At 66.6% G+C, this 14,332-nt stretch carries 15 protein-coding genes; 6 read left to right on the top strand and 9 right to left on the bottom strand.

What is annotated here, in order from left to right; genetic code table 11:
- The first annotated feature begins 8 nt into the window (after nucleotides 1-8).
- Nucleotides 9-1,703, top strand: coding sequence for an alpha/beta hydrolase (locus AB4879_RS23195; RefSeq protein ID WP_370509437.1), 1,695 nt, complete (start codon nucleotides 9-11; stop codon nucleotides 1,701-1,703).
- Here the strand turns inward: AB4879_RS23195 and AB4879_RS23190 are convergent.
- Both AB4879_RS23190 and AB4879_RS23185 read right to left on the bottom strand, forming a co-directional pair.
- Entirely contained in the window at nucleotides 1,687-2,088 is a 402-nt protein-coding gene (locus tag AB4879_RS23190; RefSeq protein WP_370509436.1) for a rhodanese-like domain-containing protein, read from the bottom strand. The genes AB4879_RS23195 and AB4879_RS23190 overlap by 17 nt on opposite strands.
- Nucleotides 2,089-2,092: 4 nt before the next feature.
- Nucleotides 2,093-2,653 carry a cysteine dioxygenase gene (locus AB4879_RS23185; protein WP_370509435.1) on the bottom strand — a complete coding sequence of 187 codons (561 nt, stop codon included), beginning with the start codon at nucleotides 2,651-2,653 and terminating at the stop codon, nucleotides 2,093-2,095.
- A 115-nt stretch (nucleotides 2,654-2,768) separates the two neighbouring features.
- On the opposite strand from AB4879_RS23185, the gene lpqV reads away from it, so the two are divergent.
- The 3 genes from lpqV to AB4879_RS23170 all read left to right on the top strand — a co-directional run bounded on the left by lpqV (nucleotide 2,769) and on the right by AB4879_RS23170 (nucleotide 4,694).
- Nucleotides 2,769-3,212, top strand: coding sequence for a lipoprotein LpqV (lpqV, locus tag AB4879_RS23180; protein WP_370509434.1), 444 nt, complete (start codon nucleotides 2,769-2,771; stop codon nucleotides 3,210-3,212).
- 164 nt (nucleotides 3,213-3,376) lie between these two features.
- On the top strand, nucleotides 3,377-3,562 hold the full coding sequence (locus tag AB4879_RS23175; RefSeq protein WP_370509433.1) for a hypothetical protein: 186 nt from the start codon (nucleotides 3,377-3,379) through the stop codon (nucleotides 3,560-3,562).
- A gap of 82 nt (nucleotides 3,563-3,644) precedes the next feature.
- The gene (locus AB4879_RS23170; RefSeq protein WP_370509432.1) at nucleotides 3,645-4,694 is read left to right on the top strand and encodes a patatin-like phospholipase family protein; all 1,050 of its coding nucleotides are present in this window, start codon (nucleotides 3,645-3,647) and stop codon (nucleotides 4,692-4,694) included.
- Here the strand turns inward: AB4879_RS23170 and AB4879_RS23165 are convergent.
- Genes AB4879_RS23165 through AB4879_RS23140 form a run of 6 tightly spaced genes read right to left on the bottom strand, consistent with a single transcriptional unit; the run spans nucleotide 4,675 to nucleotide 10,965 of the window.
- On the bottom strand, nucleotides 4,675-5,526 hold the full coding sequence (locus tag AB4879_RS23165) for a patatin-like phospholipase family protein (protein ID WP_370509431.1): 852 nt from the start codon (nucleotides 5,524-5,526) through the stop codon (nucleotides 4,675-4,677). The genes AB4879_RS23170 and AB4879_RS23165 overlap by 20 nt on opposite strands.
- On the bottom strand, nucleotides 5,523-6,683 hold the full coding sequence (locus AB4879_RS23160; RefSeq protein WP_370509430.1) for an ankyrin repeat domain-containing protein: 1,161 nt from the start codon (nucleotides 6,681-6,683) through the stop codon (nucleotides 5,523-5,525). The genes AB4879_RS23165 and AB4879_RS23160 overlap by 4 nt, the downstream gene beginning before the upstream one ends.
- Nucleotides 6,684-6,743: 60 nt before the next feature.
- Nucleotides 6,744-7,892 carry an SRPBCC family protein gene (locus AB4879_RS23155; protein ID WP_370509429.1) on the bottom strand — a complete coding sequence of 383 codons (1,149 nt, stop codon included), beginning with the start codon at nucleotides 7,890-7,892 and terminating at the stop codon, nucleotides 6,744-6,746.
- Between the two features lie 48 nt (nucleotides 7,893-7,940).
- Complete coding sequence (locus tag AB4879_RS23150; protein WP_102808848.1) at nucleotides 7,941-8,819, bottom strand: ABC transporter permease; 879 nt, start codon at nucleotides 8,817-8,819, stop codon at nucleotides 7,941-7,943.
- Entirely contained in the window at nucleotides 8,816-9,715 is a 900-nt protein-coding gene (locus tag AB4879_RS23145; RefSeq protein ID WP_370509428.1) for an ABC transporter permease, read from the bottom strand. Before AB4879_RS23145 ends, AB4879_RS23150 begins: the two co-directional genes overlap by 4 nt.
- 5 nt (nucleotides 9,716-9,720) lie before the next feature.
- On the bottom strand, nucleotides 9,721-10,965 hold the full coding sequence (locus AB4879_RS23140) for a spermidine/putrescine ABC transporter substrate-binding protein (RefSeq protein WP_370509427.1): 1,245 nt from the start codon (nucleotides 10,963-10,965) through the stop codon (nucleotides 9,721-9,723).
- 125 nt (nucleotides 10,966-11,090) lie between these two features.
- Between AB4879_RS23140 and AB4879_RS23135 the strand changes: the two genes are divergently transcribed.
- Both AB4879_RS23135 and AB4879_RS23130 read left to right on the top strand, forming a co-directional pair.
- Nucleotides 11,091-12,467, top strand: coding sequence for an aspartate aminotransferase family protein (locus tag AB4879_RS23135; RefSeq protein WP_370509426.1), 1,377 nt, complete (start codon nucleotides 11,091-11,093; stop codon nucleotides 12,465-12,467).
- Between the two features lie 25 nt (nucleotides 12,468-12,492).
- Nucleotides 12,493-13,635 (top strand): ABC transporter ATP-binding protein, encoded by a 1,143-nt coding sequence (locus tag AB4879_RS23130; RefSeq protein WP_370509425.1) that lies wholly within the window; start codon nucleotides 12,493-12,495, stop codon nucleotides 13,633-13,635.
- Here the strand turns inward: AB4879_RS23130 and AB4879_RS23125 are convergent.
- The gene (locus tag AB4879_RS23125; protein WP_102808852.1) at nucleotides 13,632-14,285 is read right to left on the bottom strand and encodes a TetR/AcrR family transcriptional regulator; all 654 of its coding nucleotides are present in this window, start codon (nucleotides 14,283-14,285) and stop codon (nucleotides 13,632-13,634) included. The two genes, AB4879_RS23130 and AB4879_RS23125, sit on opposite strands and share 4 nt — an antisense overlap.
- Nucleotides 14,286-14,332 lie beyond the last annotated feature (47 nt).

Below are 14,332 nucleotides of genomic sequence, written 5' to 3'. Positions count from 1 at the left end.
GTGCTGACGTGACCGTCACCGAGTCGGAATCGACCGAGGCCGCCGACCCGGCGCCTGCCCCGGAGAGCAAGCCGGATTGGTGGCAGCGCCGGTACACCTTCACCGGAACGGCTGTCGGCCTGGTGTTCCTCGGCCTGTCCCTGAGCCCGTCGTTGCTGCCGCGCGGACCGCTGTTCCAGGGCCTCGTCAGCGGTGCGGCCGGCTCGGTCGGTTACGGGCTGGGCGTGTTCGCCGTGTGGCTGGTGCGGTTCATGTTGTCGCGGCCGTCCAGCCCGCGTCCGCCGCGGTGGTCCTGGCCGGTGCTGGTCGCCGTCGGAATCGTCTGGCTGGTCGTGACAATCTACTGGTTCCACATCTGGCAGGACCACGTTCGCGACCTGATGGGTGTGCCGCGGCTGCAGTGGTACAACTACCCGCAGGCCGCGATCATCGGCGTGGTCGTGCTGTTCTTGTTCGTCGAAATCGGCCAGCTGGTCGGCAGACTCGTCAGATACCTGGTTCGCCTGTTGAATCGGTATGCGCCACCGCGTGTTTCAGCGGTGGTTGTGGTGGTGCTGCTGCTGAGCCTGACGATCGCGATACTCAACGGCGTGGTGATCAGGGGCGGGATGAGCTTCCTGAACAGCACTTTCGCCTCGGTGAACGACGAGATGGATCCGGACAACCCGGCCCCGAAGACCCCGTTGCGCTCCGGTGGCCCGGGCTCGCTGGTCTCCTGGGACACCCTCGGCCACCAGGGCCGCGTGTTCGTCGCCGGTGGACCCTCCGTCGAAGAACTGACCACATTCAACGGAGCCCCCGCGGTCGAACCGATCCGGGCCTACGCGGGCAAGAACTCCGCCGACGGCATCAAGGCGTCCGCCGAACTTGCCGCGCGAGAGTTGGAGCGCGCCGGCGGATTCAAGCGCAAGGTCATCGCCGTCGCGACCACGACGGGCACCGGCTGGATCAACGAGGCCGAAGCGTCTGCTCTGGAATACATGTACAACGGCGACACCGCGATCGTCAGCATGCAGTACTCGTTCCTGCCGAGTTGGCTGTCGTTCCTGGTCGACAAGGAGAACGCCCGGCAGGCGGGCCAGGCGCTGTTCGAGGCGGTCGACGCACGTCTGCGCGAAATGCCTGAGGCTCAGCGGCCCAAGATCGTGGTGTTCGGCGAGAGCCTCGGATCCTTTGGCGGCGAGGCGCCGTTCCTGAGCCCGAACAACATCATCGCCCGCACCGACGGGGCGCTGTTCTCCGGTCCGACGTTCAACAACACGATGTGGGACGACGTCACCGTCAATCGCGACGCCGGATCCCCGATGTGGCTGCCGATCTTCGACGACGGCCAGAACATCCGATTCGCGGCACGCCCCGACAATCTGGGCCGGCCCGACAAGCCGTGGGGCTACCCGCGGATCGTCTACCTCCAGCACGCATCCGACCCCATCAGCTGGTGGAACCCGAATCTGCTGTTCGCCGAACCGGATTGGTTACGTGAGGCACGCGGGTACGACGTATCGCCGGACATGTACTGGATTCCGATCGTGACGTTCCTGCAGGTGTCGGCTGACATGGCGGTGGCCGTCGATGTTCCCGACGGGCACGGCCACCGTTACGTGCGCGACGTCGTCAACGCGTGGGCGTCGATCCTGCAGCCGCCGGGGTGGACGCCGGAGAAGACCGAGCGCCTGCGCGGAATCGTCAAGGCGCCGGAGTGAATTCGCGCAGCTCGGTGAGTACGTCGGCTGCGGCCAAAGCCTGATAGCCGCCGACGACGTCGGTGGCACGGTGCAGTCCGAGGTCCTGCAACGCGGCCGCGGCCAAGCTCGAGGTGTACCCCTGCGAGCACAGGATCACCCACTCGACGTCATCGCCGGCCGCCTGAGGCAACCGGGCGTCGCTGGTCGGATCGCAGCGCCATTCCAGCACATTGCGCTCGATCACCAGCGCGGCCGGCGTCTCGCCTTCGGCGGCGCGTTGTGCGGCCGGGCGAATGTCGACCAGGATGGCTCCGCGACGCAGTGCCGCCGGAATCTCCTCAGCCGGCAACCGGTTCAGTCGCGCCCTGGCATCAGCCAGGACGCGGTCGATTCGGCTGCTCATCGGATCAGCTCCCCTCAGGTGCATCGGTCAGCTCGGTGCGGGTGCGGCGCAACGTATTACGCTCGGTGACTTCGTAATACGACATCGCCGTCAACGGCGGCGAATACGCGTGCACACTCAGTGTGGCAGAGGCGGGTGCGGCTACGGCCGGTGCGCCGACGACGTCGTGCACCCACCCGAGAGGGAAGGCCGCCTGGTCTCCGGCGTCGAGGCGACGGCGGTGCAATCGCTCACCGTCCCAACGGTATTCGTGCAGCGCACCGGAGATCACGGTCAATGCGCCCAGCGATCCGCCGTGGTCGTGTAGCTCGGTGGTGTGGCCGGCGACCCAGCTGATCAGCCAGACGTCGAGTTCGTCGTCGGCGTGCAACCGGGTGAACCAGCGTTCGTCGCTCGGCGGACCACCGGCGGGCAGCAGCCCGTCGAACTGGCCGCGCAGCACGCCGTCGGCGTACTGATCGGTGGCGTGCATCAGGTCGGGCAACCGCAGCCGGGTGGGTGCGGAGACGGCTGGTGCGATGGACGGGAATGTGGCAAGTGAAAGGGCAGCGCCCGAATACGGCATGACGAGAAACTTTCCGCACGTTGCAGGGTCAGATCGGGGGGTCGGCTAGTACCGACAACACTCCCTGGACCTGGTCCGCTCCGTCATGGCCGCCAGTGTTGCATAGATTGAAACGATGCGCCCCGACCGATGTCGCTCCCTGTCCGCCGCCGCGGCGTGTGTCGCAGGCGTGGCCGCCGTGCTGACGGCATGCTCGTCGGGCGGCGGCGGGCAGTCCCCCTCAACAACTTCGGCGCCGTCGAGCAGTGCGGCGCAGTCGACGGAAGCGGCCGCACCGTCGGGCACGGTTGGCACCTCGCCGGGTGGGGTCACCACCCGGATTGACGTGCCCGCCGAATCGACCGAAGAACAATATGCGCAGGCCTGCATGGCGACGAAGACGTGGATGGAAGCCAAGGGCGGCGACCCTAAGGCGTTGGTCGAACCGTTCCTGAAGGAAGTGCAGGGCAACGCGGCCCCCGGCCCGGCGACGTTCAACAGCACCTGGGGCCAGTTGTCGACGGCGCAGCAGGCCGCGGTCATCATCGCGGTAAAGGCCGCCGCCGAGGGCGGCTGCTGATCCTTTCGATCACGGGTAGCAAAAGTCGGCGGCAGCGCACGATTACTGCCACCTGTCGTTCAGTTGCTGCCACCGGAATTAATTGCCTGACCTCGCGGTTTACCTCTTTGTAATTGATCGGCGAAAGCCGGCAGCAGAGGAAAACGAAGAAGAGGCACATCATCATGACCAAGTACGCGGTCGCGGGCCTGTTGGGCACCGCGATGAGCGCGTTCGTCATCGGCCTGGCCGCCCCCGCGGCCGCCGCCCCCAGCGGGCCCGGTGACGCCCGCGACACCACAATCGACTCGCTCGGATACACCGTTGGCGGCGACAAGCTCGGCACCATCGACGTGATTCAGCGCGACTGAGCGCGGCGCGGTGACACGCGCCACCACGGAAGGGCATCCCGAAAGGGGTGCCCTTCCGCTGTCGGTGAGCAGAATGGACCCCATGCCCGACCAAACCCCCAACTCCCGGGTCGCTCTGGCGCTCGGCAGCGGCGGTGCGCGCGGATACGCGCACATCGGCGTGATCGACGAGCTGACCCGTCGCGGCTACGAGATCGTCGGTGTCGCCGGATCGTCGATGGGCGCGCTGGTTGGCGGCCTGCACGCGGCCGGGTCGCTCGACGAATTCGCACAGTGGGCGCAGACGTTGACGCAACGAGCTGTGCTGCGGCTGCTCGATCCGTCGATCACCGCGGCCGGCGTGCTGCGCGCCGAGAAGATCCTCGACGCGGTCCGGGACATCCTCGGCGACGTCACCATCGAGAACCTGCCGATCCCCTACACGGCAGTGGCCACCGACCTCATCGCGGGGAAATCAGTGTGGCTGCAACGCGGTCCGGTCGACGCCGCGATCCGCGCCTCGATCGCCATCCCCGGCGTGATCGCACCGCACGTGCTCGACGGCAGGCTGCTGGCCGACGGCGGAATCCTCGACCCGCTGCCGTTGGCCCCGATCGCCGCCGTCAATGCCGATCTGACGATCGCGATCAGCCTGTCCGGGCCCGACCCGGAAGGCAGCCAGGACACCGAAGCTCCGGAATCCGCCGCCAGCACCGAATGGCTCGGCCGGTTGTTGCGCAGCACGTCGGCACTGTTGGACACCAACACCGCCCGTTCGCTTCTGGACACTCCCGCGGCCAGGTCGATGCTGAGCCGCTTCGGAACCAGTTCGGTGTCGGAGGACGGCGACGATGTCGAGCCGAGCAGCGATGATCAGCTGATCGACAGCTCACGTGAAGCTGCGATCCCCAAGCTGGGCAGCTTCGCGGTGATGAACCGCACGATCGACATCGCGCAGGCCGCACTGGCTCGCCATCAGATGGCGGCCTATCCCCCGGACCTGCTCATCGAGGTGCCCCGAACCGCTTGCCGCAGTTTGGATTTCCACCGCGCCGCCGAGATCATTGAGCTAGGTCGCGAACTGGCCGTCAAAGCGCTGGACGGCTACCGCCACATCGGTCCGGAAATCATCATCACGCCAGAAACTCCGTGACGGCCGCCGCCACCCGGCGGCCCTGCTCGCGTCCGGCCAGCGCCGACGGGATCCGGCAGCGCGGGTCCAGCGGGTTGGGACCGAAGGCGTTCAGGGAGGCGTCGTCGGCGAAGACGGCGAATGTTCGCGCACCGAAGCCGGCGATCTCGGCCGCGGTGCCGTGGGTGAACGGCGACGGCGCTGATTCGCTCGCCGGCACCAGCACAACAGCCTTCGCGCAGTCGGCGGCCACCGCGGTGTGGACCGAGCTGCTGACACCGCCGTCCATGTAGCGCCGGTCGCCGATCGTCACCGGCGGCCAGGTACCGGGCACCGCGCAGCTGGCGGCCACGGCGTCGACGAGGTCAACCCCCGACGACGAGTCGAACACCACCAGTTCCCCGGTAGCGGTGTCGATGGCGGTGATCCGCAGATCCTGGTCCGGCCAACGGTGTTCGGGAAGTCGCGCCTCGATGACGCGTCTGCGCACGGCTTCACCGACGGTGGGCGCGTCCAGCGCGATGCGTCCGATCCGCTGAAGTTTCTCGGTCAGCTCGCCGGGTTCGGCCATGGCCGTGAGGAACAGCGCGGAAATCTCCTCGATGTCCACCCCGGGGTCGATCTCCGATGAGGGTTCCGCCGTCTGGCGTTCGAAGAGCGCTTCCAGCGACAGCGAGCTGCTGATCTGTGCGGCGACGGTCGAACCGGCCGAGGTTCCAACCAGCACATCGGAGTCGATTAGGCTCTGCGCGGTATCCGGCGACCGGTCGGCGATCCCGCGCAAAATGCCGGTCTCCCAGCCGATACCGGCGATACCGCCGCCGGCCAGTATCAAGGCTCGTTTCGTGGTCACAGCGTGTGAGTCTGCCAGCTGCCCAGGTAGTCGATCGCGTCGGTCTGGTAGGCGTGCTGCGCCCAGCCCAAAGGCGTCGTCCCGTAGCGAAAGTCGACCAGGTCCGGGTCCGCGCCGGCGTCGAGCAGCCGACGGATCAGGTCCAGGTCGCCGCTCCACGCCGCGTGATGCAGCGGCGTGGCGCCGTCGGCGTCGCGGACGTTCGGGTCGTCGGGAAACGGCGGGTGCACCAGCTCGGCCCCCGAGACGTCGATCCCGTGGCGAGCCAGCAGGGCCAGCCGGTCTGCGAAGCCATGCTCGGCGGACCAGTCGATTTGGCGCTGCCACATCTGGTCGCGGGTCTCCATCGCCTCACCCAGGCGCTGTTCCCACGGACTCGGACCGGCGTCGGCCAGGCCGTGGTCGAATAGCAGCTCGAGGTGCGAATCGTCGGCGCGGAACATCCGGTTGTAGAGGGTCTGCTGGTCGGCGGGATGGGCACCGCGCTCCAGCAGCAGGCGTGCCAAGGCGGTCGCAAACCGGTGCCGGGGTTGACGCCCGGGCCCCTGCTCACCTTCGCCGAACACTCCGGTGAGCGCCGTGAACGGTGTCGGCAGGGCGCGCCACAGATAGCCGGCGTTGGGATCGGCGCCCGCGTCGAGCAGCACACTGGCCGCGGCCAGGACATCAGTTTCCCTGTGCGGCAACGGGACCCGCGAATAGCACAGATACAGCAGCGGTACCCAGCCGAAAGGTCCGCCGGGCGTGGTGACCAGTTCCGGCTGATCCTCCAGGTGATGGGTCAGTGCCACCGGGTCGGCCGCCGACGCGGCGGCCCACACATGATGCTGCGGCACAGCAGGATTGGACTCGAGCAATGCCGCAGCGGCCTGCCAGCGTGGTGGGGCGTCGGTGTGGTCGTAGCGCAATGACGCGAGTGAGCAGAACTGGTCGGCTACGCCCAACGTAGCCGGGTCGATGCCACCGGGGTGCACCGCGAGTTGGTCGGCGATCGCCATGAACTCGACGAGCGCGGGCCAGCCGCTGAACCCGTACCGGCGGGCAATCGCTTGGTGCGCGTCGTCCAGCGACAGTGGCCGGGGGCCTTCGCGGTGCAGGGCGCGGACTTCCGACACCAGCTGCTCAAACGAGGGGTCGGCGGGCAGAGTGCTGGCCATTGCGGCCTCCTCTCGCGCCCGGCGTCCTCGACCAGCTTGGACGCTACCAGCCCGACGCGATCAGCGAGATCCCATGTAGGCCCGCGCGACCCGGGTGACAAACTGGTAGACGCCGTCCTCGTCGGGTGCCAGCGGGCCCGGCTTTGCGTGCGGCGAACTCAGCCCGCGCTGCACCGACTCGCATGCCGCCCAGTCCTGCCGGTTGGTCAGGTCCCAGAAGTCCACCGCGTACGACGGGTCGAAACCGGGCTTGTCCAATGCTTCTTTGGGGAAGGCCCACGCGCATTCCACATGGGTGCGGTCGACGGCCAGTGGTGTCATCAGGTGGGTCATCACATAGTCGGGGTGCAGGCTCACCAGCAGGTTGGGGAACCCGACCAGATACATCACCGTGCGCAGCTCGTGGTCGGACAGGCCCTTGATCGCCACGCCGCCGCTTCGCCCGTTCAGCGACATCGTCTCGGCCTCGTCGATCATGCCCATCCAGCCGCCCATCCAGTCGCCGGGCAGGTCGATGTTCTCGCCGCTGGTCGGTGGGCTGATCTTGGACAGCTCGGGGTGAATCGTCGAGCAGTGGTAGCACTCCTGGTAGTTCTCGACGATCACCTTCCAGTTGGTCTCCAACTCGTAGGAGTGCCGCGCGACGACCGTCAGATCCTCGGTCCGGTAGGGGCCGACGACCTCTTCCAGTCCCGCGATGTGGAGAGCGAAATCGCCGTCGCTGCCGCTGGGATCGACGAAGAGGTAACCGTGCCAGTCCACCAACGCCAGTTCGGTCAAACCGAATTCGACCGGGTCGGGGCCGCCGACGTCGTCGAAGGCCGGCGCATTGCGCAGCTCGCCGTTCAGCTTGTACGACCACGAGTGGTAGGGGCAGATGATCCCGCGCCGCTTGGCGCTCGCACCGCAGGCAAGCAGTTCGTGACCGCGGTGGCGGCATACGTTGGCGAACGCACGCACCCGGCCGTCTTCGCCGCGCACCAACAGAATTCCGTCCGAACCAGAGCCGACCGCCTTCTGGGCGCCGACACCATCCAGATCGCCGGCATGACCCACGCAATGCCAGCCGCCGAAGATGTTGTGCTTCTCCCACTCGAAGACTGCCCTGTCGACGTAGGCCTCGCGCGGCAACATCCGCGACTGGCCGAACGGGGCGAGCGAGGCTGCAAGGCCATCGGCAGGCACCGGCGCCGGAGTCTGTTTGAACATACAGTCAGACTAGTCCGACGACCGGCGCAGGTCCAGAGATGGCATGGCTCAGGCCTCCCCGGCGAACGCGGCGATACCGCCGCCCGCGGTGTCGTCGCCGCGGGTCAGTCGGCGGTACACCAGGTATCCCACGGTCACCGCTATCAGCGCCGCAACCAGCAACAGAGTCGCCAGTGCGTTGAGCGCCGGGGTCGGTGCGGCGCGGGCAGTGTTGTAGATCTTCACCGAAACCGGTTCGGTGGCCGAGTTTCCGGAAAGATAGCGCACCAGCACGAAGTCGTCGATGACGTCGGCGAACACCAGAACCGTACTGGCGAAGATAGCCGGGAACAGCATCGGGACCGTCACCCGCCGCAGTGCCTGCATCGGGGACGCACCCAAATCCATTGCGGCTTCTTCGTATTGGGAACCGATCGTGGCCAGCCGGGCTCGCACCAGGACCGCCGGGTAGGCGATCTGGAACGTGACCAGACCGATCACCTGCGCCGAGGTTCCCAGCCCGAACGGCAAGGCCAGCGATGTCATCACGAACAGCAAAGCGACAGCGAGCAACACCTCGGGGACCACGAACGACACCAGCATCATCAAGTTGGCGCCGGCGGGCAACCGCCCACGCCACCGGTCGATGCCGATGGCGAACAACACACCCAGCGGCACCGTGATCAGCGTGGTGATCACCCCGAGTTTCAACGTCTGCAGCAGAGCGGTATGCAGCGACGCATCGTGCCACACCGACTTGGTTGCGTCACCCCAGTACCAGCGAAAGGAGAAGCCCTGCCAGTTGGTTCGCGACCTGCCGTCGTTGAAGGAGAAGGCCACCGCGATCAACACCGGCAGCAGCGACCACACCAGATAGCCGGCGGTGACCGCCGTCAGGACCCACGGCGGCCGCCACGGGTCGCGCCACCACGCCAGCGGGCCTCTCATGAGGACACCTCGTCGCCGCGGGAGGTCACCCGCACGTAGTAGAACATCGGCACCACGGTCACGATCAGCACCAGCATCACAAACGCACCGGCCTGCCCGGTCTGGCCGGGCGACTGCACGCTGTCGTTGATGAGGTTGCCGACCATCGCGGTCTTCGGGGACGCCGACAGCATGTCGGAGGTGAAGTAGTCACCGAGCATCGGCAAGCAGGTCAGCAGCACGGCGGCCACGATCGTCGGCCGGCACATCGGCAACGTCACCCGCCAGAACGACCCGAACCTGTTGGCACCCAGGTCCCGTGCGGCTTCCAGAGTCGCCTGAGGCAGCCGGTCCAGGCCGGCATACAGCGGCAGGATCATGTATGGCACATAGCCGTACACCAGGCCGAGCACCACCACCACCGGCTGCCCGGTCAGCCAGTGCACGTTGACGTCGAACAGGCCGCCCAGGCTGAACAGCCGGTTCACCATGCCGTCGTCCTGAAGCAGGTTGACCCAGGCCAGCATTCGCATCATGTAGCTGATCCAGAACGGTGCGATCAACGCGGCCAGCAGCACCCCCGCCCACCGGCCCGACAGCCGCGCGGTGAAGTAGGCGACCGGAAACGCGATCAGCAGACACAGGACACTGGCCAGCACGACGTACACCGCGGTGCGCACCAGCGCCGGACCGTAGACACCGTCGGCGCCGACGATGTGGGTGAGCACATAGGCGAACTGAGAGGAGTCCCATTCCAACGGGTTCCACACCGGGATGGGAGTGCGGAAGATCGGGTCGACCTGGCCGAAGACGATGGCCAGCACCACGTAGAGCGGCGCGATAAAGAACAGCGCAAGCCACAGCGTGCCGGGCATCGCCAGCAGAGGCCACCGCCGGCTGTTGCGCGTGCGCGGCACCGCGGTCAGGATCCCCCGGCCTTGAAAGCCCGCCAAACATTATGCCAGGCAGCATCATTGGCCGCGTCCAGTTCCAACAGCCGGTACCCGGTATCGAAGTACTCGGGACGGACGATCGCGCTCTTCAGGTTTTCCGGGACCAAGCCGTCCGCGACAAGCGAGTCCGGGTTCAGCGACACCTGCGGCGGCTGATAGCCGATCTGCTTGAAGTTCTGCTTGGCCACCTCGGTGTCGAGCATGTGGTTGAGGAACAGGTGCCCGAGCACCGGGTTCTTGCCGCCACGCAGCAGCACGATCAGATCGTTGTCCACCAGCCCCTTGCCATCCGACGGGAACCAGTAGCGCAGGATCTCCGGACCCGTTCCTTCCGGGAGGTAGTTGACGGCGTTGACGATGTCTCCGGACCACATCTGCGACAGTCCGAGTTGGCCGGCGGGCAGGTCGCTGTACATCGTGACCGTGACCTTGGGTGAGGTCGCCTTCACCAGCTCGGTCAGCTGGTCGCCGAGCTTCTTCAGATCGTCGGCCGAGGAGGTGTTCACGTCGGTGATCCCCAGCTTCAGCAGCACCATCGCCATCGCGGTGTGCCAGTCGTCGATGACGGCAGTCTTGTTCTTGTAGGCCGGATCCCACAGCGACTCGTAGGGGTTCTTCAACGCGCCGATGTCGGCGGGTACCTGGTCGGTGCGCCAGCCGATGCCGGTGGTGTACACGGTGTAGGGCACGGTGAAGCGCCACTCCTGGTCGTACCAGGGGTTGGCGAAGAACGGCCAGACATTGGTGATGTTGCCGATATAGCTGTGGTTGAGCGGACGGACCAGTCCGCCGTTCACCAGCCGGCTGATCTGGTCGTAGCTCGGGAAGTAGATGTCGTAGTCGACGTTGCCGCCGCGGATCTTGGTGATGGCCTCGTCGGTGTCGTTGAACGTCGACACCGCCACCTTGGTGGCGTACTTGTCCTCGAACGACTTGATCGCGTCGGGCGCGATGTAGTCGGCGTAGCTGTACAGCTGCAGCGTCGCACCCTTCTCCGGCGCCAGCCCGTCCGCGATCGGCTTGTTGTCATTGGGTATGTCCCACTTCACCGGGTTCTGCGGTGAGGCGATCTTCAGAGTGGGAGCCGAAGTTGATTGCCCCCCTTTGGAACACGCGTCGAGAAATGCCACGAGCGCGGGAGTCCCCGCGGCCAGCAGAGCGGCCCGCTGGAGGAACTGCCGACGGTTCGGGCCGGGACCGATGGGTGCTGGCATCCGCGCCTCCGTGGTTTCGAGTCTTGATCGCTCCCTGGACTCTGGCATAGACTGAACGCTCAGTCAATAGATGTCGGACGGCTTTTTCGCAGGTCCGCACGCTAATCGAGCGGAAGGTGCCCGGAGTGGCTTCGCCGACAATCGAGAGCCCGGTTCAGGATGCGGTCGACAGACTGATCGCCGACCAGGAGCAGGTGTTCCTGGCGCGCCAGCCACGCAGCACCGAAATGATCAGCCGCGCACGCGAACACCTCGCCGGCGGGGCCACGTCGAACTGGCAGATCGCCCAACCGCAGGCGGTCTGGATGAGCCATGGTGCGGGCTCCAAGATCTACGACGTCGACGGCACCGAGTACGTCGACATGCACGGTGGCTACGGCGCTTCCATCGCCGGGCATGCGCACCCCGCGATCGTCGAAGCGGTCAGCAGGCAGGTCCGCCGCGGTACGCATTTCGCGCAGCCCACCGAGGACGCGATCTGGATCGCGACGGAGCTGGCCCGACGGTTCGATTTGCCGTTGTGGCGCTTCGCCAATTCCGGCACCGAAGCCACCATGGACGCGGTGCACCTCGCCCGCTCCGTCATCGGGCGGGACCTCATCATCAAGGTCGAAGGTTGCTACCACGGCCATCACGACTCGGTGGAGGTCTCGGTGCTCCCCGAGGCCGACCAGGTCGGTCCGCGCGAGCACCCGATCGGGGTGCCGGGCAACACTGGCATCCCGGCGGCGATCCGTGATCTGGTGGTGGTGGTTCCGTTCAACGATCCCGAGGCGGTGGCCCGGGCATTGACCGAGCACCGCGGCCAGATCGCCGCGATGATCGTAGAGCCGGTGATGATGAACGCCGGCATCATCCCACCCGATGCCGGCTATCTGGCCGCCATTCGCGACCTGCTGCACGCCGACGGCGCCCTGCTGATCTATGACGAAGTCAAGACCGGTTTCACCACCGGCCCGGGTGGGATCACGGCGACATCCGGCGTGGTTCCCGACATCGTCTGTCTGGCAAAGGCTTTGGGTGGTGGCATTTCAGTCGCCGCGATCGGCGGCACTTCTGCGGTGATGTCGGCGATCGCCGACGGCCGGTACGAACAGGTCGGCACCTTCAACGGCAACCCGCTGGCGATGGCCGCCACCAGGGCCACCCTCTCAGAGGTGCTCACACCGGCGGCCTACGCCCGGATGGCGTCGCTGGCGCAGCGGCTTCGCGGCGCTCTGGAGGCGACAGTGTCCGAACACGGTTACGGTTGGCACGTGGTGACTGTCGGAGCCAAGGGTTGCGTGACGTTCAAGCGCGAGCCGGTCCACGACTTCCGCGATTTCCTGCACATCGACGACCGATTGGGCCACCTGCACTGGCTCATGCAGCACAATGGCGGTGTGTTCCTACCACCGTGGGGCAAGGTGGAGCAATGGTTGTTGTCTGTTCAGCACGACGAAGCCGATGTCGACCGGTTCGCCGCGAACTTCGCCCGGCTGGCCGAGGCGGTGGCAGCCTGACCGCCTGCTGTCGGGACGGCCGCCGGTGACCGGCGGCGCCATCCGGCTGCATCAGCTGGCGAAAGCATTCGACGGCGTTCCCGCCGTGACGGGGATAGACCTGGATATCCCAGCTGGACAGTTCTATTCGCTGCTCGGGGCATCCGGGTGCGGCAAAACCACCACACTGCGGATGATCGCCGGATTCGAGAAGCCCGACTCCGGACGTATCGAACTCGACGGCCGCGACGTCGCGCAGGATCCGCCGCACAAGCGACCGGTCAACACCGTCTTCCAGACCTACGCGCTGTTCCCGTTCATGTCGGTCTGGGACAACGTGGCGTTCGGCCTGCGCTACCAGAAGGCACCCAAGCAGGACATCAAACGCCGTGTCGGTGAGGCACTCGAGCTGGTCCGGATGCACGAGTTCGCCAAACGGCGCCCCACCCAGCTGTCCGGCGGCCAGCAACAGCGCGTCGCCCTGGCCCGTGCACTGGTGCTGCAGCCCCGGGTGCTGCTGCTCGACGAGCCGCTCGGCGCGCTGGATGCCAAGCTGCGCAAGCAACTTCAGCTTGAGTTGCGAGCCGTTCAGCGCGAGGTCGAGATCACGTTCGTCTATGTGACCCACGACCAGGACGAGGCCTTGACAATGAGTGATCAGATCGCCGTCCTGGCCGAGGGCCGCGTCGAACAGGTCGGTCCGCCGCAAGAGATCTACTCCGCGCCGGCAACCACCTATGTGGCCGGATTCCTCGGTGCGGCCAATATTTTCGACGCCGACGTGCTGGAGAACAACAACGGTGCGGCGCTGTGCTCGGCGCTGGCGACACGTCTCGGCGCCGAGGTGGACGCCTCGTGCCGGCCCGGGCCTGCCGCGATCGTGATCCGGCCGGAGCGCATCGCCCTGCAGTCTGCAGAGGATCCGGTATCGCCGGGACACAACGTGATCCGCGGTACCGTCGCCCAGGTCGTCTACCACGGCGCGTCGACCCAGGTGCACGTCGACGTCGGCGAGCCGACCGCTCTCGTCGTCGACGTCCCCAACCGGTACGGTCCAGGGTCGGCTGCCTACGACGCCGGAATGCCCATCACCTGTGTGTGTTCGACAGATGCGGTACGGGTCCTGGCCCGCAGTGCAGCGGTCGTGATCAAGGATCCGGCAGCGGATCTGGTCGCGGGCCCGGTTTAACGCGAGCGCCGGCCCTTGCCGGCCGCGACCAGGGTGCGCTTCTCGCGGGGCAGGTCAAGTTCGCGTTCGGCGAACCGCATCGCGATCTCGTAGGCCACCTTCGAATCGACTTCCGGATCCTCGAGTGCCACCTGGATGGACAAGCCGTCCAGCAGAGCGGAGAACTCCAGGGCGAACATTTTCGCGTCGACGTCGGACTTCAGGTCGGCCGACTCCACGGTGTCGACGATCATCCGGCGCCAGCGGGCGTCGAGCTCCACCCGGCCTGCTTTGACTTCGTCGTGCCGGAATGCCTGCGCCCACAGATCGAACCACAGGCCCCACGCCCCGGGGATCTCGTTCTCGGCCTCGGGAACACAGGTCCACTGGATCAGCAAGGACAACCGTTCCCGGACCGACGGCACCTCGGCGAGCATCTGCTCGGCGGCTTCGTAGAACGATTCCTCCGAGTGGCGCAGCGCGTCGACCAGCAGCCGGTCCCGGGTGCCGAAGTAGTAGATGACCAACGCCGAGCTGACCCCGGCCCGTTTGGCCACATCAGAGATTCTGGTCTCCGAGAAGCCGCGTTCGCAGATGAGCTCCGCTGCGGCACGCAACATCTGGATGCGCCTCGCCTCATTGTTCTCGGTGGCGGGTGCGGGATCTGCCATCTCGTCGTACTCCCCTCTGCGGCGCCGGTGCCGGCTCTTGTTGAAAG

Origin of the sequence: Mycobacterium sp. SA01 (assembly GCF_041287105.1) — a bacterium.
GTDB lineage: Bacteria > Actinomycetota > Actinomycetes > Mycobacteriales > Mycobacteriaceae > Mycobacterium.
This window is presented reverse-complemented; position numbering and strand designations above follow the sequence as displayed.

Excerpts from the sequence above, each read along its gene's own strand:
- AB4879_RS23190 (WP_370509436.1), bottom strand. The coding sequence starts at position 2,088 with ATGAGCAGCCGAATCGACCGCGTCCTGGCTGATGCCAGGGCGCGACTG.
- AB4879_RS23185 (WP_370509435.1), bottom strand. The coding sequence starts at position 2,653 with ATGCCGTATTCGGGCGCTGCCCTTTCACTTGCCACATTCCCGTCCATC.
- lpqV (WP_370509434.1), top strand. The coding sequence starts at position 2,769 with ATGCGCCCCGACCGATGTCGCTCCCTGTCCGCCGCCGCGGCGTGTGTC.
- AB4879_RS23175 (WP_370509433.1), top strand. The coding sequence starts at position 3,377 with ATGACCAAGTACGCGGTCGCGGGCCTGTTGGGCACCGCGATGAGCGCG.
- AB4879_RS23170 (WP_370509432.1), top strand. The coding sequence starts at position 3,645 with ATGCCCGACCAAACCCCCAACTCCCGGGTCGCTCTGGCGCTCGGCAGC.
- AB4879_RS23160 (WP_370509430.1), bottom strand. The coding sequence starts at position 6,683 with ATGGCCAGCACTCTGCCCGCCGACCCCTCGTTTGAGCAGCTGGTGTCG.
- AB4879_RS23155 (WP_370509429.1), bottom strand. The coding sequence starts at position 7,892 with ATGTTCAAACAGACTCCGGCGCCGGTGCCTGCCGATGGCCTTGCAGCC.
- AB4879_RS23150 (WP_102808848.1), bottom strand. The coding sequence starts at position 8,819 with ATGAGAGGCCCGCTGGCGTGGTGGCGCGACCCGTGGCGGCCGCCGTGG.
- AB4879_RS23140 (WP_370509427.1), bottom strand. The coding sequence starts at position 10,965 with ATGCCAGCACCCATCGGTCCCGGCCCGAACCGTCGGCAGTTCCTCCAG.
- AB4879_RS23125 (WP_102808852.1), bottom strand. The coding sequence starts at position 14,285 with ATGGCAGATCCCGCACCCGCCACCGAGAACAATGAGGCGAGGCGCATC.